At 71.5% G+C, this 21,730-nt stretch carries 23 protein-coding genes; 16 read left to right on the top strand and 7 right to left on the bottom strand.

Annotated features, from left to right (window positions below; translation table 11 throughout):
- Positions 1–54: 54 nt before the first annotated feature.
- Together HL658_RS33070 and HL658_RS33065 are read right to left on the bottom strand one after the other, a co-directional pair.
- A complete protein-coding gene (locus tag HL658_RS33070; protein WP_180286551.1) occupies positions 55–780 on the bottom strand; it encodes a phosphoribosyltransferase in 726 nt (241 codons plus the stop codon).
- A 7-nt stretch (positions 781–787) separates the two neighbouring features.
- Complete coding sequence (locus HL658_RS33065) at positions 788–2,299, bottom strand: UbiD family decarboxylase (protein ID WP_180286550.1); 1,512 nt, start codon at positions 2,297–2,299, stop codon at positions 788–790.
- A 199-nt stretch (positions 2,300–2,498) separates the two neighbouring features.
- Between HL658_RS33065 and HL658_RS33060 the strand changes: the two genes are divergently transcribed.
- Positions 2,499–2,924: a response regulator gene (locus HL658_RS33060; RefSeq protein WP_180286549.1), complete on the top strand. Its 426-nt coding sequence runs from the start codon at positions 2,499–2,501 to the stop codon at positions 2,922–2,924.
- A 10-nt stretch (positions 2,925–2,934) separates the two neighbouring features.
- Here HL658_RS33060 and HL658_RS33055 read toward each other — a convergent pair whose 3' ends face one another.
- Positions 2,935–3,588: a class I SAM-dependent methyltransferase gene (locus tag HL658_RS33055; protein ID WP_180286548.1), complete on the bottom strand. Its 654-nt coding sequence runs from the start codon at positions 3,586–3,588 to the stop codon at positions 2,935–2,937.
- Positions 3,589–3,710: 122 nt separating this feature from the next.
- Between HL658_RS33055 and HL658_RS33050 the strand changes: the two genes are divergently transcribed.
- Positions 3,711–4,529 (top strand): CHAP domain-containing protein, encoded by an 819-nt coding sequence (locus tag HL658_RS33050; protein ID WP_180286547.1) that lies wholly within the window; start codon positions 3,711–3,713, stop codon positions 4,527–4,529.
- Positions 4,530–4,549: 20 nt separating this feature from the next.
- Here HL658_RS33050 and ubiA read toward each other — a convergent pair whose 3' ends face one another.
- Complete coding sequence (gene ubiA, locus HL658_RS33045) at positions 4,550–5,476, bottom strand: 4-hydroxybenzoate octaprenyltransferase (RefSeq protein WP_180286546.1); 927 nt, start codon at positions 5,474–5,476, stop codon at positions 4,550–4,552.
- 230 nt (positions 5,477–5,706) lie between these two features.
- On the opposite strand from ubiA, the gene HL658_RS33040 reads away from it, so the two are divergent.
- Entirely contained in the window at positions 5,707–8,610 is a 2,904-nt protein-coding gene (locus HL658_RS33040; protein ID WP_180286545.1) for an ATP-binding protein, read from the top strand.
- Positions 8,611–8,616: 6 nt separating this feature from the next.
- Here the strand turns inward: HL658_RS33040 and HL658_RS33035 are convergent, their stop codons facing one another.
- Together HL658_RS33035 and serB are read right to left on the bottom strand one after the other, a co-directional pair.
- Positions 8,617–9,216 carry a hypothetical protein gene (locus HL658_RS33035; RefSeq protein WP_180286544.1) on the bottom strand — a complete coding sequence of 200 codons (600 nt, stop codon included), beginning with the start codon at positions 9,214–9,216 and terminating at the stop codon, positions 8,617–8,619.
- Positions 9,217–9,277: 61 nt separating this feature from the next.
- Positions 9,278–10,201, bottom strand: a complete 924-nt coding sequence (gene serB / locus HL658_RS33030; protein ID WP_180286543.1) for a phosphoserine phosphatase SerB — start codon at positions 10,199–10,201, stop codon at positions 9,278–9,280.
- Positions 10,202–10,317: 116 nt separating this feature from the next.
- Here serB and miaA point away from each other — a divergent pair, with 116 nt between their 5' ends.
- The 4 genes from miaA to HL658_RS33010 all read left to right on the top strand — a co-directional run bounded on the left by miaA (position 10,318) and on the right by HL658_RS33010 (position 14,505).
- Positions 10,318–11,298 carry a tRNA (adenosine(37)-N6)-dimethylallyltransferase MiaA gene (gene miaA / locus HL658_RS33025; RefSeq protein WP_246338168.1) on the top strand — a complete coding sequence of 327 codons (981 nt, stop codon included), beginning with the start codon at positions 10,318–10,320 and terminating at the stop codon, positions 11,296–11,298.
- A gap of 18 nt (positions 11,299–11,316) precedes the next feature.
- Positions 11,317–12,540 (top strand): aminotransferase-like domain-containing protein, encoded by a 1,224-nt coding sequence (locus HL658_RS33020; RefSeq protein ID WP_343055409.1) that lies wholly within the window; start codon positions 11,317–11,319, stop codon positions 12,538–12,540.
- A gap of 1 nt (position 12,541) precedes the next feature.
- A complete protein-coding gene (locus HL658_RS33015; RefSeq protein WP_180286542.1) occupies positions 12,542–12,913 on the top strand; it encodes a hypothetical protein in 372 nt (123 codons plus the stop codon).
- Positions 12,914–12,990: 77 nt separating this feature from the next.
- Positions 12,991–14,505, top strand: coding sequence for a multicopper oxidase family protein (locus tag HL658_RS33010; RefSeq protein WP_180286541.1), 1,515 nt, complete (start codon positions 12,991–12,993; stop codon positions 14,503–14,505).
- A gap of 6 nt (positions 14,506–14,511) precedes the next feature.
- On the opposite strand, the gene HL658_RS33005 is transcribed toward HL658_RS33010, so the two are convergent.
- Entirely contained in the window at positions 14,512–14,889 is a 378-nt protein-coding gene (locus HL658_RS33005; protein WP_180286540.1) for a response regulator, read from the bottom strand.
- A 310-nt stretch (positions 14,890–15,199) separates the two neighbouring features.
- On the opposite strand from HL658_RS33005, the gene hisG reads away from it, so the two are divergent.
- The 9 genes from hisG (at position 15,200) to HL658_RS32960 (ending at position 21,661) form a co-directional block, all read left to right on the top strand.
- Positions 15,200–15,889, top strand: coding sequence for an ATP phosphoribosyltransferase (gene hisG / locus HL658_RS33000; RefSeq protein ID WP_425485407.1), 690 nt, complete (start codon positions 15,200–15,202; stop codon positions 15,887–15,889).
- Complete coding sequence (gene hisD / locus HL658_RS32995) at positions 15,873–17,189, top strand: histidinol dehydrogenase (RefSeq protein ID WP_180286539.1); 1,317 nt, start codon at positions 15,873–15,875, stop codon at positions 17,187–17,189. The genes hisG and hisD overlap by 17 nt, the downstream gene beginning before the upstream one ends.
- Positions 17,186–17,665, top strand: coding sequence for a UPF0262 family protein (locus HL658_RS32990; protein WP_180286538.1), 480 nt, complete (start codon positions 17,186–17,188; stop codon positions 17,663–17,665). Before hisD ends, HL658_RS32990 begins: the two co-directional genes overlap by 4 nt.
- A gap of 16 nt (positions 17,666–17,681) precedes the next feature.
- Positions 17,682–18,143, top strand: coding sequence for an arsenate-mycothiol transferase ArsC (locus HL658_RS32985; RefSeq protein WP_180286537.1), 462 nt, complete (start codon positions 17,682–17,684; stop codon positions 18,141–18,143).
- Between the two features lie 122 nt (positions 18,144–18,265).
- Positions 18,266–19,318: a lytic transglycosylase domain-containing protein gene (locus tag HL658_RS32980; RefSeq protein WP_180286536.1), complete on the top strand. Its 1,053-nt coding sequence runs from the start codon at positions 18,266–18,268 to the stop codon at positions 19,316–19,318.
- 125 nt (positions 19,319–19,443) lie between these two features.
- Positions 19,444–19,662, top strand: a complete 219-nt coding sequence (gene infA / locus HL658_RS32975) for a translation initiation factor IF-1 (protein WP_126618956.1) — start codon at positions 19,444–19,446, stop codon at positions 19,660–19,662.
- A 24-nt stretch (positions 19,663–19,686) separates the two neighbouring features.
- Positions 19,687–20,304: a Maf family protein gene (locus HL658_RS32970; protein WP_180286535.1), complete on the top strand. Its 618-nt coding sequence runs from the start codon at positions 19,687–19,689 to the stop codon at positions 20,302–20,304.
- Complete coding sequence (locus tag HL658_RS32965) at positions 20,301–21,500, top strand: ribonuclease E/G (protein WP_343055408.1); 1,200 nt, start codon at positions 20,301–20,303, stop codon at positions 21,498–21,500. Before HL658_RS32970 ends, HL658_RS32965 begins: the two co-directional genes overlap by 4 nt.
- The gene (locus HL658_RS32960) at positions 21,497–21,661 is read left to right on the top strand and encodes a DNA gyrase inhibitor YacG (RefSeq protein ID WP_180286534.1); all 165 of its coding nucleotides are present in this window, start codon (positions 21,497–21,499) and stop codon (positions 21,659–21,661) included. Before HL658_RS32965 ends, HL658_RS32960 begins: the two co-directional genes overlap by 4 nt.
- Positions 21,662–21,730: the final 69 nt, after the last annotated feature.

Below are 21,730 nucleotides of genomic sequence, written 5' to 3'. Positions count from 1 at the left end.
GCAATTCGAGACGAAGGCAATCCGGTTCTTCGCCATAGCCGGCCGATGGAAGACCTAGGGATGGCCGATCGGCTCCCAGCCTTCCTCCACCCGGCGGAACAGCGGCGTCTCGAACACCCAGCGCACCAGCCCCGGCCATGCCGGATCCTCCGCCGCCAGATGGTCGCGCCAGGCGCCGCCCTGGCTCATGGCGGCGACGACGCCGGCCACCGTCACCCCCGCGGCGGCGAACAGCCGCAGCACCGCCGCCGCCGTGGTGCCGGAGCTGACGGTGTCGTCCACCAGGACCACGCGCTTGCCCGCCAGCCAGGGCAGCAGGTTGGGGTCGAGCCAGACGCGCTTGGTGGCGTCCGGCGAGGTGATGGAGCGCACGGGCTGCGACAGCTCCTCCCGGTACCAGACCTTGCGGGAATAGCCGAGCGGGGCGTAGCGCGTGTGGCCGAGACGGCGCGCCAGCTCCGGGGCCAGGGCCAGCCCCAGCGTCGGCAGGCCGACCACGACGTCGGGGGCCAGCGGCCGGGCGAGCTCGGCCATGAAGCCGGCCAGCGCGTCGATGACCGCGAAGGAGGCGTGGTTGGGGATGAGCGAGGCCGCCGCCCGCTCGGGGTCCGGCCGTCGCCGGATCGGCAGGACGAGGAAGCGGCCGTCCGGCAACTCCACCGGGTAGCCGTAGCGGAAGGGTGGACGCCGCCTCGCCGGATCCATGCCGGGCGGCTCCAGCGTCTGCCAGTAGCCGTGGGTGGGTTCGGTGAAATGCGGGTCGGGCTGGTCGATGGTCATCCGCCGGTCACTTCCAGATCGGCCGGCCGCTGCCGGGCAGGCCGTAGCTGGCCCATTTGCGCGTCACCTCCTCGATGACGCCGTCGCTCATGCGGATCTTCTGGCCCCATTCGCGCTTGGTTTCGGGCGGCCATTTGTTGGTGGCGTCGAGCCCGACCTTGCCACCCAGCCCGCTCTCCGGGCTGGCGAAGTCGAGATAGTCGATGGGGGTGCCTTCGATGACGGTGATGTCGCGGGCCGGGTCCATACGGGTGGAGATGGCCCACATCACGTCCTTCCAGTTCCGCGCGTCGATGTCATCGTCCACGACGATCACCCACTTCGTGTACATGAACTGGCGCAGGAAGGACCAGACGCCCATCATCACCCGCTTGGCGTGGCCGGGATAGGCCTTCTTCATGCTCACGACGGCGATGCGGTAGGAACAGCCCTCCGGCGGCAGCCAGAAATCCACGATCTCCGGGAATTGCTGGACCAGCAGGGGGATGAACACCTCGTTCAGCGCTTCGCCGAGCACCGACGGCTCGTCGGGCGGGCGGCCGGTGAAGGTCGACAGGTAGATGGGGTTGCGCCGCATGGTCATGCAGCTCACCGTGAAGACCGGGAACTTCTCCACCGAGTTGTAGTAGCCGGTGTGGTCGCCGTAGGGCCCCTCGTCGGCGTAGTCGTCCAGGCTGACGTGGCCCTCCAACACGATCTCCGCCTGCGCCGGCACCTTCAGCGGCACGGTCCGGCAGTCCACCAGATCGACCTTGCGCCCGCGCAACAGGCCGGCGAACTGGTATTCCGACAGGGTGTCGGGCACCGGGGTGACGGCGGCGAGGATGGTGCCGGGGTCGGCCCCCAGCACCACCGCGCAGGGCAGCGGCTCGCGCTTGCCGGCCGAGGCCCAGCGCTGGTGGTGCTGGGCGCCGCCTCGGTGCTTCAGCCAGCGCATGATGGCGCGGTCGCGCCCCAGCACCTGCATGCGGTAGATGCCGAGGTTGAAGCCGTCCTCCCGCTTCCCGCCCGGGCCCTTGGTGACCACCAGCGGCCAAGTGATCAGCGGCGCCGGCTCCCCCGGCCAGCAGGACTGCACGGGCAGCCGGCCCAGATCGATGTCGGCGCCCGTCAGCACCACCTCCTGGCAGGGGGCGGAACCGACGGTGCGCGGCTTCATGGCGAGCACGGTGCGGGCGAGCGGGATCAGCTCCAGCGCCTCTCGGAAGCCGCCGGGCGGCTCCGGCTGCTTCAGGAAGGCCAGCGTCTCGCCCACCGCGCGCAGCTCGTGGGGCTCGCGGTCCATGCCCCAGGCGACGCGCTCCACCGTGCCGAACAGATTGACCAGCACCGGCATCTCGGACCGGGTGCCGTCGGCCTTGACGACGTTCTGGAACAGCACGGCCGGGCCGTTCTCGGCCAGCAGGCGGGTCTGGATCTCCGTCATCTCCAGCACGCTGGACACCGGTTCCCGCACCACCACGAGGCGTCCGGTGGATTCCAGCCGGTCGATGAAGTCGCGCAGCGAGGTGTAGGGCATTGGGCGGACATCCGGTGACGGGGCGGTGGGTCGTGTCCGGCAACATGGCGGATGCGGCGGCGGCGTCAAGCGCCCACCCGACCGGTGGAGGCAATTGCGAAGCGCCGCCGAAACCTCACGCGAGTTCCGCGTGTTTACCACCCGTCGAGCGCAATCGGGCGGACCTCCGCCCTGGGCTTGCGGTGTGGAAGATGGTTTGATGGACATGCGGGCGGACATACTGGTGGTCGATGACGACGCCCTGATTCGCGAGGCGCTGGCGCTGGTGCTGGAGATGGCCGGGCACGCGGTGGCGCAGGCCGCCGACGGGCTCGCCGCCTTGGAGTCGATGACGGCGCGGCCGTTCGATCTGGTGATCACCGATCTGCGCATGCCGCGGCTGGACGGCTACGGCCTGATCAGTCGGCTGCGGCCGCGCAAGCCGCGGATCCCCATCGTGGTGCTGACCGGCGAACCGCCGGGCCGTGAGATGAGGGCGCTGGCTGGCGGCAACGGCGACCGCATCGCGGTGCTGTCGAAACCGGTGTCGGAAGCGGATCTGTTGCGCGCGGTCGATCTGGCGCTCGGCCGCTGCCGCCCCGCCGGCACGGCCGGACGGCTGGGCGAGGGGGAGCCGCGGCGCTGATCCCGGGCGGTCAGCTCGGCAGCAGGCGCCAGACCGTCGTTTCCCGCGTCTCCCGGTCCTCCAGGTCGAGGGAGGTCGGCACCGTGTGGCGGCCGAGCGCTTCCAGCCCCTGGCGCGGAAGATAGGCGCGGCCGGGATCGCCCAGGATCACCGTGGCGCCGCGGGCGGCCAGCAGACGCATCCAGGTGGTGGCGCGCTCGGCCATCGGGCGCTCGTAACAAACGTCGCCGGCCAGGACCACATCGATGTCGGGCAGGGCGTGGCCGATCAGGTCCTCCGACACCGTCTCCACGGCGACGCCGTTGAGCGCGGCGTTGAGTTCGATGGCGGCGACGGCGAAGCGGTCGATCTCCGCCGCCACGCAGGTGGCGCCGCGCAGCGCCGCGGCGATGGCGACCAGCCCGGTGCCCGCCGCGAAGTCGAGCACGCGTTTGCCGGCGACCAGCTCGGGATGGTCCAGCACATGGCGCGCCACCGCCTGCCCGCCGGGCCAGGCGAAGGCCCAGTAGGGCGGGGGCAGGTTGTTCTGCCGCAGCGTCGCCTCCGTCGCCTCCCACAGGGGTGTGACCTCGGTGGCGAGGTGCAGCCGCAGTTCGGGCACCAGCGGCGGGGCGGCCACCACGGTGTTGGCGCGGATGAAGGCGACGGGATCGGTTTCGGTCATCGTTGGGGCACCGGTGGGGTTGCCGGGGGAACTGCGGCGATTGGTTACATAATTCATGCAGGGTAGACATGCGACATTCGTCGTGTTACGCACCGTTAATGGACGAACGGGGAGGGTAATCCATGCGGGTGAAGGGATTTGCGATCGGTGTCGCGGCATCCGCGTTCCTGATGATGTCTCCCCTGTCATCCGCTTATGCCCAGCTTGGCGACTGCGTCCGCACCGTGCGGGCGATCTCCGATTTCACCATCCAGGGCGACGCCTGGATGTGGTGGCAGCGCGCCGCCGACAGCTATGAGCGCGACAACCGTCCGGCGCTGGGCTCGGTCCTGGTGTTCAAGCGCAGCCCCCGGATGGGCCGCGGCCATGTCTCCCTGGTCAGCGCGTTGATCGACCGCCGCACCATCGAGGTCGATCACAGCTGGATCAACGGCCGCGGGCTGCGCCGCGGCATGCTGGTGTCCGACGTGTCGCCGAACAACGACTGGTCGATGGTCCGCGTCTGGCATGAGCCGACCGACCAGATGGGCCAGCGCGTGTATCCCACCTACGGCTTCATCCTGCCGGCCGGCCAACGCGGTCGCGGCGACGTGATCGAGGCCTCGGCGCCGGCGGCACCCTTCAGCGTCGCCCCCACCGGCCGCGGCGCCGCGCGCCAAGGCCGCGCGGTGGTCGCCGGTGCGGCCGAGAGCCGCACCGAGCGCGGTTCGATGCACCGCAACACCGCCTCGGCCGTCATGACGATGCCGGCGAAGGCCGTGGCCGCGGTGCTGCCGCGGCGCAAGCCGCAGGCAGCGGCCATCGCCGCCACCGTGGTGGCCGCCACGGTCGCCGAAAAGTCGGTGGTCGGCAAGCCGGCCGTGGTGCCGGCCCACAGCGTCGCCGTACCCTCGCGCAAGCCGGCCCCGCGCCGCCAACTGATCGCCAGCGCGGCGAAGTAAACCCCAGGCGACGTCGACCGTCAGACCACCCGGCCGGCCACGATGGCCGCCAGGACGATCCAGCCGAACCAGCGGTTCGAGCGGAATTTGGCGAGGCAGTCCGACTGGTCGTCGGGGATCCAGGTCGCGACCTGCCAGGCGAGGTGAAGGCCCGCCAGGGTCAGCACCGCCTGGAACGCCGGACCCAGCCCGGCCAGCAGGCCCGCCACCGAAATCCCGGCCCAGGTCAGCGTGTAAAAGCCGTAGATCCAGATTTTCGACTGCTCGCCGAGCCGCAGAGCCGTCGATTTGACGCCGATGCGCGCGTCGTCCTCCTTGTCCTGGTGCGCGTAGATGGTGTCGTAGCCCAGCGTCCAGACGATGCCGGCGGCGTAGAGCGCCAGCGCCGGCCAGTCCAGCCCGTCCCGCACCACCGCCCAGCCCATCAGGGCGCCCCAGTTGAAGGTCAGCCCGAGAAAGGCCTGCGGCCACCAGGTGATCCTCTTCATCAGGGGATAGGTGAAGACGAGGAGCAGCGAGAGGACGCCGAGCGCCACCGCGGTGAGGTTGAACTGCAGCAGGATCACCAGCCCGACCAGAAGCTGGAAGGCCAGGAACACCAGCGCCTGCCGCACCGACACCTGACCCGAGGGGATCGGCCGCGTCCGCGTCCGCTCCACCATGGCGTCGAACTTGCGGTCGAGGATGTCGTTGACCGTGCAGCCGGCCCCCCGCATCACCACCGCCCCCACGGCGAACAGCAGCATCAGCCAGGGGTCCGGCCAGCTTTCCGCCGCGAGTGCGGCGCTCCACCAGCAGGGGAACAGCAGCAGCCAGGTGCCGATCGGCCGGTCGAGCCGCGCCAGCCGGAGATAGGGGCGTGCCGCGGACGGCACCAGCCGGTCGATCCAGTCGCCACGGCGGATATCGGAGAAGCCGCCGTGTTCCGGCAGCGGCTGGGTGGTCATGGTCGGTCTCGGCCAGGGGGCTGCGTTTCGGCCCGTCACCGTAGAGCGGGGCCGGCTTCGCCGCAAGGCGGCTCGCTGCCCCTTCCGCGCGCGCCGACATCGGTTCATAATCGCAGCCTGGGCAGCAGCAATGGCGTGATATACGTGATAAAATCCATGCAATCTCCCGCCGGTTTCCGGCGCTGGTCATGGATCCGTAAAGTCGATCCTCTTGCCGCCGTCGGTGCGTCGTGCTGAGTGGCCGTCAGCTTCTTTTCCTCGTCGCCGCCACACTGCTTCCGGTGGTGGTGTTTGCTGCGCTGGTCACCGCCCAGTACAGCATGCAGGAGCGACACGCGCTGGAAAGCCAGCTTCACCAGACGGCGTTGACCGCGGCGGCGGCGGTCGACCGGCGGATGAGCCAGGAGCTGGCGGCGCTGTCCACCCTCGCCGCCGGCGAAGCGCTGGACGGCGGCGATTACGCCGGCTTCCACCGGCAGGCGCGGCGCGTGCTGGCGACGGTCGGGGCGGGCTGGGCGGCCCTGATCCTCAGCGATGCCGACGGGGCCCTGGTGGACACGCAGGTCCCGTTCGGCACGCCGCTGCCGTCGATCATGGACCCCGCGACCATCCGGACGGTGCTCGACCGGCGTCGTCCGGTCGTCGAGGCGGTGTTGGAGCGCGGGGGTGTCTGGCCGCAGCCGATGATCGCCATCCATGTCCCGGTGGTGCGGGACGGGGTGGCGCGCCACGCGCTGTCCGCGCTGTTCCCCGCGAGCGTCCTCCGGCGCACGCTGGGCGAGCATCTCGCGGTGCCCGGCGGGCGGATCAGCCTGTACGACCGTGACGGACGCATCATCGCGCGCACCCTCTCGGCGGAGGCGGCTGCGGTGGGCGCGGACGACGAGGCGGTCGGCCGACGGCCGACGGCCACCGTCCTGGGCGGTCTGGACGGCCCGTCCGGCGCGGCGTTCGGGGCGGTCAGCCTGGAGGGCGTGCCGGTCGTGATGGTGCATGTGCCGACGCCTCAGGCGGGCTGGCATCTGGCGGCGGGCGTACCGGCCGCGATGATGGGAGGGCTGGTCCGCGACTCGCAGATGGCCGCGGCGGCCGGCGGTGCCGCGGCGCTCCTGCTCGCGCTGATCGTCGCGGTCACCCAGATCCGCGCGCTGAAGCGGCGTCAGGACGCCGAACGGCGGCTGGCCGTGCTGGACGCGAAGAAGGACGCCGAGCGGCGCCTCAGCGACATGGTCCGCAACTTCCCGGGGGTGATCTACCGGCGGGTGCGCCGCCCGGACGGCGGCGGCGGCTTCGTCTATGTCAGCAACACCGTGAACGCCCTGTTCGGCGTGGCGCGGGCCACGCAGCCGGCCAGCGATGCGGTGATCGCCGACCTGATGGCGGCGATGCCGGCGGAGACCGCCGCGCGGCTGGAGGCGGCCTTCGCGGAAACCGCCCTGTCGCTGGAGCCGATGCAGGTCGAGGGGGAGATCCTCGACCCGGCCGGCCGGCCACGCCGCTTCCGCACCAACGCCACGCCCTGGACCGCGCCGGACGGCAGCATCATCTGGGACGGCGTGATGCTCGACATCACCGACCTGCGCGAGGCGGAGATCGCGCGCCAGATCGGGGCCGAGCGGCTGGCCTTCGCGCTGGAGTTCGCCAACGCCGGCATCTGGGACTGGGAGGTGCCGACGGATCGGCTCACCTGGTCCGACAGCCTGTGGCGGCTGCTGGGCCATGACGGCCCGCAAGGCGAGCCGACCGTGGCCGTCCTTCTGGCCGCCATCCACCCGGACGACCGCGCCGGCTTCCTGGCGGGTGTGCAGTCGGCCATCGCGTCGGCGGCCGACTACCGGGCGGAATACCGCGTCGTCCTTCCCGACGGTGCCGTGCGCTGGATCGGCGCCATCGCCCGGATCATCCTCGGGCCGGACGGCCGGCCGACCCGGTTGACCGGGCTCTATCTCGACATCACCGACCGCAAGCGCATCGAGGAGGAGCTGAACGACGCCAAGGTGGAGGCGGAGCGGGCGGATCTGGCGAAATCGAAGTTCCTCGCCGCCGCCAGCCACGATCTGCGCCAGCCCGTGCAGTCGCTGATGTTCTTCATCCATGTGCTGTCGGAGCGGCTGGCCGACCACCCGGCGGCCTCGGTCGTCGGCACCATGCAGCAGGCGCTGGACGCGCTGAAGAGCCTGCTCGACGGCATCCTCGACCTGTCGCGGCTGGACGCCGGCGTCATCACGCCGCAGGTCGAGCCGGTGCGGGTCGGCGGGCTGCTCAACCGCATCCGGGCCGAGTACACGCCGCGCTTCGCCGACAAGGGCCTGCGCCTGCGGGTCCGGCACAGCGACGCGCTGGTCGAAACCGACCCGGCGCTGCTCGGCAGCATCCTCGGCAATCTGGTCGAGAACGCCCTGAAATACACCGAGAGCGGCGGCGTTCTGGTTGCCGCGCGCCGGCGCGGGCGGTGGCTGCGGCTGGAGGTGTGGGACACCGGGATCGGCATCGCGCCGGGACACCTGACGGACATCTTCAACGAGTTCGTCCAGCTCGCCAACCCCGAGCGCGACCGTTCGCAGGGGCTGGGACTCGGGCTCGCCATCGTCAAGCGGCTGGCCCGGCTGCTCCAGCATCCCATGACCGTGCGCTCGATTCCCGGCCGCGGCTCCGTCTTCGCGGTGACTGTGCCGTTGCACGCCGAACCGGAGGCGTTCACCGCCGACGATGCCCCCAAGGCGGCGGGCGGTGATGGCGACGCGCGTCTGGTCGTGGTCGTCGATGACGACGCGACGGTGCGCGTGGGGCTGGCGGCCATGCTGGAAAGCTGGGGCTACGAGGTCGTTGCCGAGGCGGAGGGGGAGGCGGCCGTCGCGGCGCTGGCACGGATCGGGCGGCGGCCCGGCGTGGTGCTGGCGGACTATCGGCTGGGCGAGGGCGGCACGGGCGTGGACGCGATCGACGCCGTGCGCCGGTCCTGCGGGTGGTCGGTGCCGGCGATCCTCCTGACCGGCGACACCGCGGCGACATCCGGGCTGCACGCCGACCGCGCGGGATTTACCATCATCCACAAACCGGTGACGCCGGTGGAGCTCCGCCGCATCATGGATGCCATCGCGCCGCCGTCCGGTGACGCCGCGGCGGATGGTTGACGGCCGTCAAGCCCCGCGGATCTTCCGCCAGGCCAGCCCGCCGACCACGGCGGAGACGCCGACGGCCTCCACCACCCGCAGCAGCAACCCGACATCGGCCGCCGCTTCGACCACCGGATGGTGGCGCAGCTCGGCGGCGCTCTCGTGGAAGGCGCCGGCGAGGCGTTCCACTTCCAGCCGGGCATCGGTGGCCAACGCCTCGGCACCGGCGATGGCGCGGTCGGCGTGGGTGCCCGCGGCGGCGATGGCCGGGGCCGCGGCCTCGATCGCCGGGGCGGCGATCGCCTCCACCCGGTCGGTGGCCGGCTTCAGCGTCTCCCGCGCGCCCGACCACCAGTTGGACAGGGTGTCGCGGGCGCCACCGAACGCGTCGGACGCGGCACCGGTCACCTGGTCCATGGCGGGCAGGGCGTCGTAGGCCGCGGATGCGGCCGAGCCGATGCGCTGGGTCAGGTCCGGCTCCGCCGCCGGCACAACCACCTCCTCGACGGGAAGCAGCGGCTCGCGGTGCAGCGTCTCCGACACCGTGTCGGCCAGGGCGGGCAGGGCGACGCACGCCATCAGCGCCGCGGCGAGCGGTATCGGGAAACGGGCGGAACGGATCATGGGCGGACACTCGCGGCCTGGTGCACCGGCGGACAGGGTACCACCGCGGGGGTAGGGCGGGTCAACCGGCGGCAGCCGCCGTCTGAACGATGTCCCCGGCTCGGTATCCCTGGGCGTAGAGCAGGGCGGTCAGGTCGCCGTGGTCGACGCGCGCGCGCGCCTGCGCCGCCACCGCCGGCTTGGCGTGGTAGGCGACGCCGAGCCCGGCGGCCAGCAGCATCGGCAGGTCGTTGGCGCCGTCGCCCACGGCCATCGTCTCCTCCGCCCGGATGCGGGCGGCGCCGGCGTAGCGCAGCAGCGCCTGGAGCTTGGAGTCCTTGTCCAGGATCGGCTCCAGCGCACGGCCGGTGAGCGCGCCGTCGGCGATCTCCAGCTCGTTGCCCTGGTCGTCGTCGAAGCCGAGAAGTGCCCGCACGCGCGACGTGAAGGCGCGGAAGCCGCCGGACACCAGCGCGCAGGTCGCGCCGTTCGCCCGCATGGTGGCGACCAGCGCCGCCGCCCCCGGCATCAGCTCGGCGCGCGTCCACACCTCGTCCAGCACCGTCTCGGGCAGGCCCTTCAGCAGCGCCACCCGCTCGTGCACCGCGCCCTTGAAGTCGATCTCGCCATTCATGGCGCGGGCGGTGATGGCGGCGATGTGGTCCTTCAGCCCGACATAATCGCCCAGCTCGTCCAGCATCTCCTGGCGGATGATGGTGGACTCCATGTCGGCGACCAGCAGCCGCTTGCGGCGGTCTGCGGTGGGCTGCGCGATCACGTCGATGGCCATGCCGCCCAGCGCCTGCCGCACGGCAGCCTCCGCCTGCTCCGGGGCCAGCCCGTCGAAGGGCAGGTCGCAGGCGACGGCGGGGGCCAGCCAGTCCGGCCTGCCGGTGTCGGCCCCGAGGCTCTGGAGGGCCGAGCGCGCGGCGGTCGCGGCGTCGCCGTCGAGGACCGGGGCGGCGGGGTTGGCGATCAGCGTGACGACGGCGGAGGAGGCGGTCATGGCGGCGGGTCCGGGCGCTGGTTGCGGCGTCGGGTGGGTAGCACACCCCGTTCCACGCGCAAAGTCCCCGCGCGCAATGGCTTGACCGACCGGTTCCGGCGGTGGGATGGGTGCGCATGGACATGGATCTGGTCAAGCACGGCAGCCCCGTCGTGGTGATCGGCGGCCCGACCGCCTCGGGCAAGTCGGCGCTGGCGCTCGACGTGGCGCGGGCCTTCGGCGGTACGATCATCAACGCCGACAGCATGCAGCTCTACGCCGAGCTGTCGGTGCTGACGGCGCGTCCCGCGCCGGAGGAGCTGGCGCTGGCGCCGCACCGCCTGTACGGCGTGCTGCCGGCGGCCGTTCGCGGCTCGGCGGCGGCGTGGCGGCGCATGGCGCTCGACGCCATCCACGAGGCGCTGGGGCAGGGCAGGCTGCCGGTGGTGGTGGGCGGCACCGGGCTGTACCTGCGCGCGCTGATGCAGGGGTTGAGCGACGTTCCCCCGGTTCCGGAGGAGATCCGCCAAGCCGCGCGGGAGCGTTACGCGGCGATCGGCGGCGACGCCTTCCGCGCCGGGCTGGTGGCACGCGACCCGGCCTCGGCCAAGCTGCACGCCGGCGACGTCACCCGCCTGACCCGCGCGTGGGAGGTGCTGGAGGCGACCGGACGGCCGCTGACCGCGTGGCAGGTGGAGGCAGCGGAGGACGCGCCGCCCGGTCTGGCCTTCCTGGTCATCGTCATCGACCCGCCGCGCGACGCGCTCTACGCCGCCTGCGACCGGCGCTTCGGCTGGATGATGGAGCGCGGCGCGCTGGAGGAGGTGCGGCACCTCGACGCACAGGGTCTCGATCCCGGCCTGCCCGCCATGAAGGCGCTGGGCGTGCCGGAGCTGCGCGCGCATCTGCAAGGGATCCTGTCGCTCGACGAGGCGGTCGCCAAGGCGCGCCAGTCCACGCGGAACTACGCCAAGCGGCAGGTGACCTGGTTCCGCCACCAGCTCGCCGGGCGGCCGCCGCGGAGTGCCGTGCATGGCTGCCATACTCTCGATTCTCTCTTTGCGGCGTCACACAGCAATGCGATGTTGAGCGTGGTGGAACATGTGTTGCGCGCTTGAGCCAGGGAGAGTTCGATCGTGACGGTTGATTGGGGTCATGCGTTCGCCGGCCGGGTGGCCGGGATGTCCGCATCGGAGATTCGCGAGCTTCTGAAACTGATCGACCGGCCGGAGATCATCTCCTTCGCGGGCGGAATCCCCGATCCCGATTTCTTCCCGACCGCGGCCATCGCGCGCGCCTACGAGAAGGTGTTCCAGTCCAACACCGGGGCCGGCGGCGCCCTGCAATACACCATCAGCGAGGGCTACGGGCCGCTGCGCGAGTGGATCGCCGGCTACATGGCCCGCAAGGGCGTGCGCGCCGGCATGGACGAGATCCTCGTCACCAGCGGCTCGCAGCAGGCGCTGGAGTTCATCGGCAAGCTGCTGATCGGGCCGGGCGACCTCGTCGCCGTCACCAAGCCGACCTATCTCGGCGCGCTCCAGGCCTTCTCGCCCTACGAGCCGACCTACGTCTCCATCGCCATGGACGAGGACGGCCCGGTGCTGGCGGAGCTGGAGGAGGCGCTGGCGGCCAAGCCGAAGTTCCTCTACCTCGTTCCCGACTTCCAGAACCCCAACGGCACCACCGTGTCGCTGGAGCGCCGCCACGCCATCCTGGAGATGTGCACCGCGCACGGCGTGCCGGTGGTGGAGGACGCCGCCTACGCCGAACTGCGCTACGAGGGCGAATTCCTGCCGTCGTTGGCCGGCATCGACGCCGCCCGCAACGGCGGGTCGCCGACGCAGGTGATCCACTGCGGGTCCTTCTCCAAGACCATGGTGCCCGCGCTGCGCGTGGGCTGGGTGGCCGCACCGAAGGCTGCCGTCGAGCGCATGGTGCTGATGAAGCAGGCGGCCGACCTGCACGTCTCCACCATCAACCAGATCGTGATGCACGACATCGTCGGCAGCATCTTCGACAGCCACGTCAAGCGCCTGCGCGGCGCCTACAAGGAGCGGCGCGACGCCATGCTCCAGGCGCTCGCGGACTTCGCGCCGGAGGGGGTGACCTGGACCAGACCGCAGGGCGGCATGTTCGTCTGGATCGAGCTGCCCGAGGGCATGTGCGGCGTGACGCTGCTGGAGCGCGCCATCCGCGAGGTGAACGTGGCCTTCGTGCCGGGTGCCGCCTTCTTCGCCGATCGCTCCGGGCGGAACACCATCCGCCTCAGCTTCTCCGCCACCCCGCCGGAACGCATCCGCGAGGGCATCCGGCGGCTGTCGACGCTGGTGCGGGACGCCCTGCCGGTGGCGGCGTGACGTGATGCGGGGCGGGGTGATCCGCGCCGCGCTGATGCTCCTGGCGGGGCTCGGTCTCGCCATGGCCGCGCTGCTGCTGGTCGCCCCGTCCACGGCTTCGGCCGAAACCGCGCACGCGCATCACGGTGCGGCGGTGGCGGATGCGGCCGACGGCCCTGTCACCGCGCCCGCCCCGGCACCCGGCCATTCCCCCAGCCATGACAAGGCCTGCTGCACGGTCGCGGCCTGTCCCATGATGCACATCGCGCTGCCGGCGGTGTGGGTGGCCGGTCCCCGCGCCGTGGTCGGCGTGTTGGAGCCGGTCCGGGCGATGCCGGCCCCGCATGGGCTCGACCGGCCGCCGCCCCTGCCGCCGCCACGCCTGACCGTCTGACCGGAACCGGTCGCCCGGCGCCGCTGCCCGCGCGGCGCGCCGATGTCCCTGGAATTCCTTCGGACGGATCATCACCCATGATCATGCACACCCGTCGCCAGTTCCTGGCGGCCACCGCCTCGGCCGCCGCGCTGGGCGGACTTTCCGCCATGCCCGCCCTGTCCCGCGCCGTTGCGGCGACCCCGACCCGCCTCGCCGTGGAACGGCGCGCCATCGAGGTGCTGGGCCGCGCCGCCAGCGTGTTCGGCATCCGCCAGCCGGACGGCACGCCCGGCCTGACGCTGCAGCCCGGCGACCCGTTCTCCGTGATGTTGGAGAACCGGGCCGGGGAGGACACGATCATCCACTGGCACGGCCAGACCCCGCCCTGGATGCAGGACGGCGTGGCCGACCGGTTCCGGCCCGTGCTGGCCGCCGGGGAGTCCCGCGCCTACGACTTCGCCGCGCGGCCGGGCACGCACTGGATGCACTCCCACCACGGCCTGCAGGAGCAGCTCCTGATGGCGGCGCCTCTGGTGGTGCGCAGCGAGGAGGACCGCCGCGCCGACGTCCAGGAGGTGACGGTGCTGCTGCACGACTTCACCTTCCGCGACCCGGCGGAGGTGCTGGCCGCGCTGACCGGCGGCGCCATGGCCCATGGCAGCCACGGCACGATGAGCCATGGCACAATGAACCACGGTGCCATGGGACACGGAAGCGGAAACGCGACCATGGACCAGGGTTCGGTCCACGCCGGTCACGCCATGCCGATGGCGACTCCGATGTCCGGCGGGGTGCCCATGGACCTGAACGACGTGGAGTACGACGCCTATCTCGCCAACGACCGCACCCTCGACGATCCGGAGGTGGTGCGGGTGGAGCGCGGCGGGCGGGTGCGGCTGCGCCTTATCAACGGTGCGACCAGCACCGCCTTCCACATCGACCTCGGCGCGCTGGACGGCACGGTGGTGGCGGTGGACGGCACGCCGGTGCGGCCGGTCGCCGGCCGCGTCTTCCCCATGGCGATGGGCCAGCGGCTCGACATCCTGCTGGCGCTGCCGGGGGAGGGGGCGTGGCCGATTCTGGCCCGGCGGGAGGGGGACCGCCAGCGCACCGGCCTGATCCTGGCAACGGCCGGTGCCGCGGTTGCGAAAGTACCGGGGCTTGCCGAGCAGGTCGCGGGACCGATCGACCTGTCGCTGGAACGGCGGTTGACCGCGGTCACCCCGCCCGACCCGCGCTCCGCCGACCGGGTTCTGCGGGTGGAGCTGACCGGCGGCATGGCGCCCTATGTCTGGTCGATGGACGGCAAGGTGTGGGGCGAGGCGTCACCGATCCGCGTGGTGCGCGGCGAGCGCGTGCGGATCGAGATGGTGAACCGCAGCCCGATGGCGCACCCGATGCACCTGCACGGCCATCATTTCCAGGTGGTGGCGCTGGACGGGGTGCCGCTGGCGGGGGCGGTGCGCGATACGGTGCTGGTGCCGCTGAACGGCTCCGTCACCATCGCGTTCGACGCCGACAATCCCGGCCGCTGGCCCTTCCACTGCCACAACCTGCTGCACATGGCGACCGGGATGATGACGGAGGTGGTGTACGACGGCATTGCCTGACCGCGGTCAGGCCGTCGCCGCCGCGGCGGCCACCGCTTCCAGCACGCGGTAGGGGTTGACGGGCTTCTCCAGCAGGGTGACGCCCTCCCGCTCCTCCGGCTCGGTGGCCTCGTTCCAGATCTCCGGGTTGCCGGTGACGATCACGATGGGCAGGGTGGCGCGCGCGAGACGGGCGCCGCGGACCAGCTCGGTGCCGCTGAGGCCGGGCATGCGCAGATCGGCGATCAGGACGTCGGGTCGTTCCGCGGCGATGCAGGCGAGCGCCTGGAGGCCGTCGCGCGCGACCGTCACGCGGTAGCCGCCTTCGACCAGCACCTCGGCCAGCGCCTCGGCCGCCAGCGGTTCGTCCTCGGCCACCAGAACGTGGATGTGGTTGTCGGGCATGATCCTTTCCCCCTCGCGCGCACCGCGGCCATGGCCGGACCCACGGTCCGCACCGTGACGGATCGTATACCAATAATTCGGCCTGCGGCGAATTGATGCACGTCAATGCGCCGATCGTCCGTTCGGCCTATCCTCCGTCTCGTCTCTAACCCTCCCTGTTTTCGCCTTCGGCCGCCCCCTCCACGGGGCGGCCGCTTCTTTTTCAGCGGCAGGCGCATGGGTGACGGCGGCGCGGAATGTGCTATATCCGGAGCGCGGAAGAGCCGAGGAGAGTGTTTTGCCCGCCGATACACACGCCCCTGGCGCGCCGGTGCCCGGCGACGGGATCGAAGGGGCGGCCGACGACGCGCTGGTTCTGGCGCTGCCCAAGGGTCGCATCCTGAAGGAACTGCGGCCGTTGCTTCGCCATGCCGGGATCGAGCCGTCGGCCGAGTTCGACAACGAGGACAGCCGGTTCCTCAGGTTCGACACCAACATCCCGAACCTCAGCATCATCCGGGTGCGGTCGTTCGACGTGGCGACCTTCGTCGCCTTCGGTGCCGCGCATCTGGGGGTCGCGGGGAACGACGTTCTGATGGAGTTCGACTATCCCGAGCTCTACGCCCCGCTCGACCTCGGGATCGGCCGCTGCCGCCTGTCGGTGGCGGAGCCGAAGGCGATGATGGAGCAGGACGACCCGACACGCTGGAGCCATGTGCGCGTCGCCACCAAATACCCGGAGATCACCCGGCGTCATTTCGCCGCGCGCGGCGTGCAGGCGGAGTGCATCAAGCTGAACGGTGCGATGGAGCTGGCCCCGACCCTGGGGCTGTGCCGCCGCATCGTCGATCTCGTCTCCACCGGATCCACGCTGAAGGCGAACGGGCTGGTGGAGGTGGAGCACATCGCCGACGTCACCTCGCGCCTCGTGGTCAACCGCGCGGCGTTCAAGACACGGCCCGAGGAGATCTCGGGATGGATCGAGAAGTTCCGGGAGGCCGCCCATGCCGCTCAGGCTTGATGCCACCGACGCCGGCTTCGCCGCCGCCTTCGAGGCGCTGCTGCACGCCAAGCGCGAGGTCAGCGAGGACGTGCAGGCGACCGTGGCCGGCGTCATCGACGACGTCCGCCGCCGCGGCGACGAGGCGCTGATCGACTACACCCGCCGCTGGGACCGGCTGGAACTGACCCCCGGCACGCTGCGCGTCACCGAGGCGGAGATCGACGCCGCGGTGGAGCGCGCCCCGGCCGACCAGCGCGCGGCCCTCGACATGGCGGCCGAGCGGATCGAGGCCTTCCACCGCCGGCAGGTGCCGGAGACGACCGACTACCGCGACGCGCAGGGCGTGCGGCTGGGTGCCCGTTGGACCGCGGTGGGTTCGGTGGGGCTCTACGTGCCGGGCGGTACCGCTGCCTACCCGTCCTCGGTGCTGATGAACGCACTGCCGGCCAGGGTGGCGGGGGTCGAGCGCATCGTCATGGTGGTGCCGACGCCGGACGGCACGGTCAACCCGCTGGTGCTGGCCGCCGCCCGCCGCTGCGGCATCACCGAGATGTACCGGGTGGGCGGGGCGCAGGCGGTGGCGGCCCTCGCCTACGGCACCGCGACCATCCGGCCGGTGGACAAGATCGTCGGCCCCGGCAACGCCTTCGTCGCGGCGGCCAAGCGCCACGTCTACGGCACCGTCGGCATCGACAGCATCGCCGGCCCGTCGGAAATCCTGGTGGTGGCTGACCGCGAGAACGATCCGGTGTGGATCGCCGCCGACCTGCTGAGCCAGGCGGAGCACGACACCTCCGCCCAGTCCATCCTGATCACCGACGACGCGGGATTCGCCGACCGGGTGGCAAAGGCGTGCGAGGATCACCTTGTCAGCCTGCCGCGCGCGGCCATCGCGGGGGAGAGCTGGCACACCCACGGCGCCATCATCCTGGTGCGCGACCTGCTGGCCGACGCGCCGGCGCTGGTCGACCGGCTGGCGCCGGAGCATCTGGAACTGGCGGTCGCCGACCCCGACGCGCTGGCGGCGCGGGTGCGCAACGCCGGGGCCATCTTCCTCGGCCGCCACACGCCGGAGGCCATCGGCGATTACGTCGCCGGCCCCAACCATGTGTTGCCGACGGCGCGCAGCGCGCGCTTCTCCTCCGGTCTCAACGTGCTGGATTTCATGAAGCGCACGACCTTCGTCGGGTGCGATGCGGCGTCGCTGGCCGCCATCGGGCCGGCGGCGGTGACGCTGGCGCGGGCGGAGGGGCTGGACGCCCACGCACTGTCGGTGTCCCTGCGTCTGTCGGGGCGTCTGCCGGGGGGGCGTGCATGAGCCAGCACACGCGGCGCATCGTCCATGTGACGCTCGACGAGCGCTCGGTCGTGCGCCGCAAGCCGGAGGTCGAACATGAGCGCGCCGTCGCCATCTTCGACCTGCTGGAAGAGAACCAGTTCCACTGCTGCGACCACGCCGACGACGGGCCGTACCATCTGCACCTGTCGATCGAGGAGAACCGGCTCGTCCTCGACATCCGGTGTGAGGACGACCGCGGGCTGACCAAGATCATGCTGCCTCTGACACCCTTCCGCAGCATCGTCCGCGACTATTTCATGATCTGCGAGAGCTATTACGCCGCCATCAAGCGCTCGACCCCCGCCCAGATCGAGGCGATCGACATGGGGCGGCGCGGTCTGCACAACGAAGGCTCGGAGGTGCTGCGCGAACGGTTGGCCGGCAAGGTCGAGATGGACCTGCAGACGGCGCGGCGGCTGTTCACGCTGATCTGTGTCCTGCACATCCGCGGCTGACGGACGGACGGACGGCATGGCGCCGGTAACCCAGCCGCTGCCGGTCACCAGCGTGCTGTTCGCCTGCACGATGAATCAGGTGCGCTCGCCGCTGGCGGAATCGCTGATGAAGCATTTCCACGGCCAGCGCATCTATGTGGATTCGGCCGGCGTGCGCGCCGGGGACGAGGTGGACCCCTTCGCCGTGGTGGTCATGGACGAGCTGGGCATCGACCTGTCGCGCCACCGCTGCAAGACCTTCGACGATCTGGAGGACAACAACTTCGACCTGATCGTCACCCTGTCGCCGGAAGCGCACCACCGCGCGATGGAACTGACCCGCACCATGGCCTGCGACGTGGAGTTCTGGAACACCTTCGACCCGACGCTGGTGGATGGCAGCCGCGACGCCATGCTGGAGGCCTACCGCCAGGTCCGCGACGGGCTGCTGACCCGCATCCGCGAGCGCTTCCCCCTGTCGCGGGGGCCGACGGTCTGACGCCGTCCCGCGGGGGCCGGCCCGGCATGCGCGATTTCAGCACATTCTTAACCTTCTGTGCTATTCAAGAGGGTGCCCTTTTCCTTTTCGCAGGCGGTACCGCGACACGGTGCCGGTGGTCCATGAAGGTCGTCGATCCGTCCACCGCCCCGATTCCCGGCCGCAAGCCGGAGCCGCCGGCCCCCGCCGCCATGGGGCCGAACTTCCAGGCCGTGCTGTCGGAGAGCGGCACGCTGCCCGTGCCCGCCCGCAAGCCGGAGGTGCCGCCGGTGCGCATCGCCAACGGCCAGTCGGCACCGCCGCCGCCCGGCCGCAAGCCCGACGCACCGCCGCCGGTGGAAACGGCCGAGAATGAGGTGCCGCCGGTGCGCATCGCGAACGGCCAGTCGGTGCCGCCACCACCCGGCCGCAAACCCGACGCGCCGCCGCCGGTGGAAACGGCCGAGAGCACGGCCGCCAACAGCATCGTGCTGGCAAGCCAGCAGGTGGCGGGCCTGTCCGGCCACAGCTTCACCGCCATCCTGGCCCAGGCAACCCAGGAGAGCGGCCTGGACCCGGCGGCGAAGAGCCGCACCAGCTCCGCCGCCGGGCCGTTCCAGTTCCTGGAGCGGACTTGGCTGCACCTGTTCCGGCAGCATGGCGCCGCCTATGGGCTGGGCGATCTCGCCCGCCAAGTCGAGCTGCGCGACGGCGCGCCGGTGGTGAGGAACGCCGCGGTGCGGCAGCAGATCCTGGCCATGCGCCACGATGTGGACATCGCCGCCGGGATGGCCGCCCGCTACCTGTCCGAAGGGCGGGAGAATCTCGCCGCCCGTTTGAAGCGGCCGGTGACCGAGACGGAAAGCCGGATCGCCTATGTGATGGGTGTGGCCGGTGCCGCCAAGCTGATCCGCGCCGCCGAGACGCAGCCGGACTCCCCGGCGGCCGACCTGCTGCCGGCCGCGGCGAAGGCCAACGGCCCGCTCTTCTACGAGAAGGCTACGGGGCGGGCGCTGACCGCGCAGGAGACCGTGGCCCGTCTTGCGCGCCGCATGGAGAACGATCAGCGGGAGCTGTTCGCGGCCATCGACCGCGCCGATCAGAAGCGGATGGTGATCGACGGCCGACCGTCGCCGCTCAACCCCTTCCAGTCCGTGGACAGCGGCGAGACCGGCGCCGAACGCACCACGGGCTGACCCTCCGCCGTGCCACGGCGGTCGCGCGCATGACGCGGTTGTGCGCGACGGACGTCATCCCACTTGACCCGACGGGCGCGGAGGGTCAGTTATTGCCGCGAACTCAAGAGTGGACCCCGGAGCATATGGCAAAAGAAGATCTGATCGAGTTTTCCGGAACGGTTGTGGAATTGCTGCCGAACGCGATGTTCCGAGTGAAGCTCGACAACGACCACGAAGTTCTCGCGCACACGTCCGGCAAGATGCGGAAGAACCGGATTCGCGTCCTGGCAGGCGATCGCGTCAATGTCGAAATGACGCCGTACGACCTGTCCAAGGGCCGGATCACCTTCCGCTTCAAGTAACCGCCGGAAACGGCGACGTTCCACATGGAAGACATGTTCGTGAACCGGCTTGTGCTGGCCTCCGCCTCGCCTCGCCGGCTCGATCTGTTGCGCCAGATCGGCGTGACACCGTTGGCGGTCGACCCCGCCGACATCGACGAATCACCCCTCCCGCGCGAGCTGCCGGTGCAGCACGCCGCCCGGCTGGCGGCGGAAAAGGCATCGGCGGTGGCCCGGCGCCACCCCGACTCGCTGGTCCTGGCCGCCGATACCGTGGTCGCCTGCGGTCGCCGCATCCTGCCCAAGGCCGAAACCGAATCGCAGGCGCGGACCTGCCTGTCCCTGCTGTCGGGCCGCCGTCACCGCGTGTTCGGTGGCGTCGTCCTGCTGGTGCCGGCACCCGGCGGCGGCGAGCCGCGAGTCGTGGAGAGACTGGTGCGCACCGACGTGACCTTCAAGCCCCTCTCCCATGAGGAGGTGGCGGACTATCTGGCGTCCGGCGAGTGGCAGGGCAAGGCCGGGGGCTACGCCATCCAGGGCCGCGCCGGCGCCTTCGTGCGCTGGCTGGGCGGCTCCTACAGCAACGTCGTCGGGCTGCCGCTGCACGAGGTCGCGGGCATGCTGCACGGCGTGGGGTATCGCCCCCCAGTGGGCTTGCCGTGACCCGGGCGACCGGCGGTCCGGTGGAGCTTCTGGTCGACCGGGACGGCCCCTTCACACGCGCGGCCGTGCTGGCCGGCGGCCGGTTGACCGACCTGCACATCGACCGCGCGGACCGGTCGTCGCTGGTCGGCGCGGTGTTCCTCGGCCGGGTCGAGCGGATCGTCACCGGTCTGGACGCCGCCTTCGTGGATCTCGGCACCGCCAAGCCCGGGCTGCTCGGCGTGCGCGACGCGCGCGGGCCGAAGGGGTGGGTGGAGCGCATCGGCACGCTGCTGCGCACCGGCCAGCCGGTGGTCGTGCAGGTGAAGGCCGACGCCTTCGGGGCCAAGGGCCCGACCCTGACCATGGACGTGACGCTGCCCGGCCGCTTCCTCGTGCACGCGCCGCTGGGGCGTGGCATCACGGTGTCGAAGCGGCTGGGTGCGGGGCCGCAGCGGGCGGAGCTGCTGCGGCGGATCGAGTCGGCCGTGGTGGGGGAGGGGTGGATCGTCCGCGCCGGGGCCGCGGCCGTCGATCCGGGGCTGATCGCCGTGGAGGCGGATTCGCTGGCGGTGGCGTGGCGGGCGATCGAGGCTGCCGTCTTCGGTGCCGCTCCGGCGCTCCTGCGCCCGGCCCTCGACGCTCCGCGCCGCGCGCTGGTGGAGGCGGGGGCGAGCCGGCCGGACGTGATCCTGGCCGATGGGCCCGAGCTTGCCGACGCGCTGGTCCGCTGGTGCGAGTCCGAGGCGCCGGATCTGGCGCCGCTGCTGCGCCGCCATGATGGCCCGCCGGGCCTGTTCGAGATGCGCGACCTCGACCGCTCCATCGCGGAGCTGGCCGGCACGCGGGTGCCGCTGGGTGGCGGCGCGTCGCTGGTGATCGAGCGGACGGAGGCGATGACCGTCATCGACGTCAACGCCGGGGAGCGCGGCAACGCGCTGGATGTGAACCTGGAGGCGGCGGCGGAGATCGCGCGCCAGCTCCGCCTGCGCAACGTCGGTGGCATCGTGGTGGTGGACTTCGTGAACATGAAGGGACGCAGCGACGGCGAGCGGCTGTTGACGGCGCTCGCCCGCGCGGTCGAGGACGACCCCGCGCAGGCCCAGGTCTATGGCCTGTCCAAGCTGGGGCTGGTGGAGATGACGCGCAACCGCCGTGGCGTGGCGCTGGCCGACCTCCTGGCGCCCGCCGGCACAGACACCGGGATGCCAGCATGAGCACCGACGTCACCCGTTGCCCGATCTGCGGCAAGCCGTCCGATCCGAAGCGCCGCCCCTTCTGTTCCGCGCGCTGCGCCGATGTGGATCTCAACCGTTGGCTGGGCGGCGTCTACCGTGTGGAAACCGAGGAACCCGCCGACGACGAGGGCGAGAAATAGCCGCATTTCCGGCTTTACAGCCTCCCCCGGTTTGCTTATAAGCACGGCTCCCGGCGCGGTGCACCCGCC

This window comes from Azospirillum oleiclasticum, from assembly GCF_013423485.1.
GTDB classification, from domain to species: Bacteria; Pseudomonadota; Alphaproteobacteria; order Azospirillales; family Azospirillaceae; genus Azospirillum; species Azospirillum oleiclasticum.
Note: the sequence above shows the minus strand (reverse complement) of the source record. Positions and strands in the feature narration are given on the sequence as shown.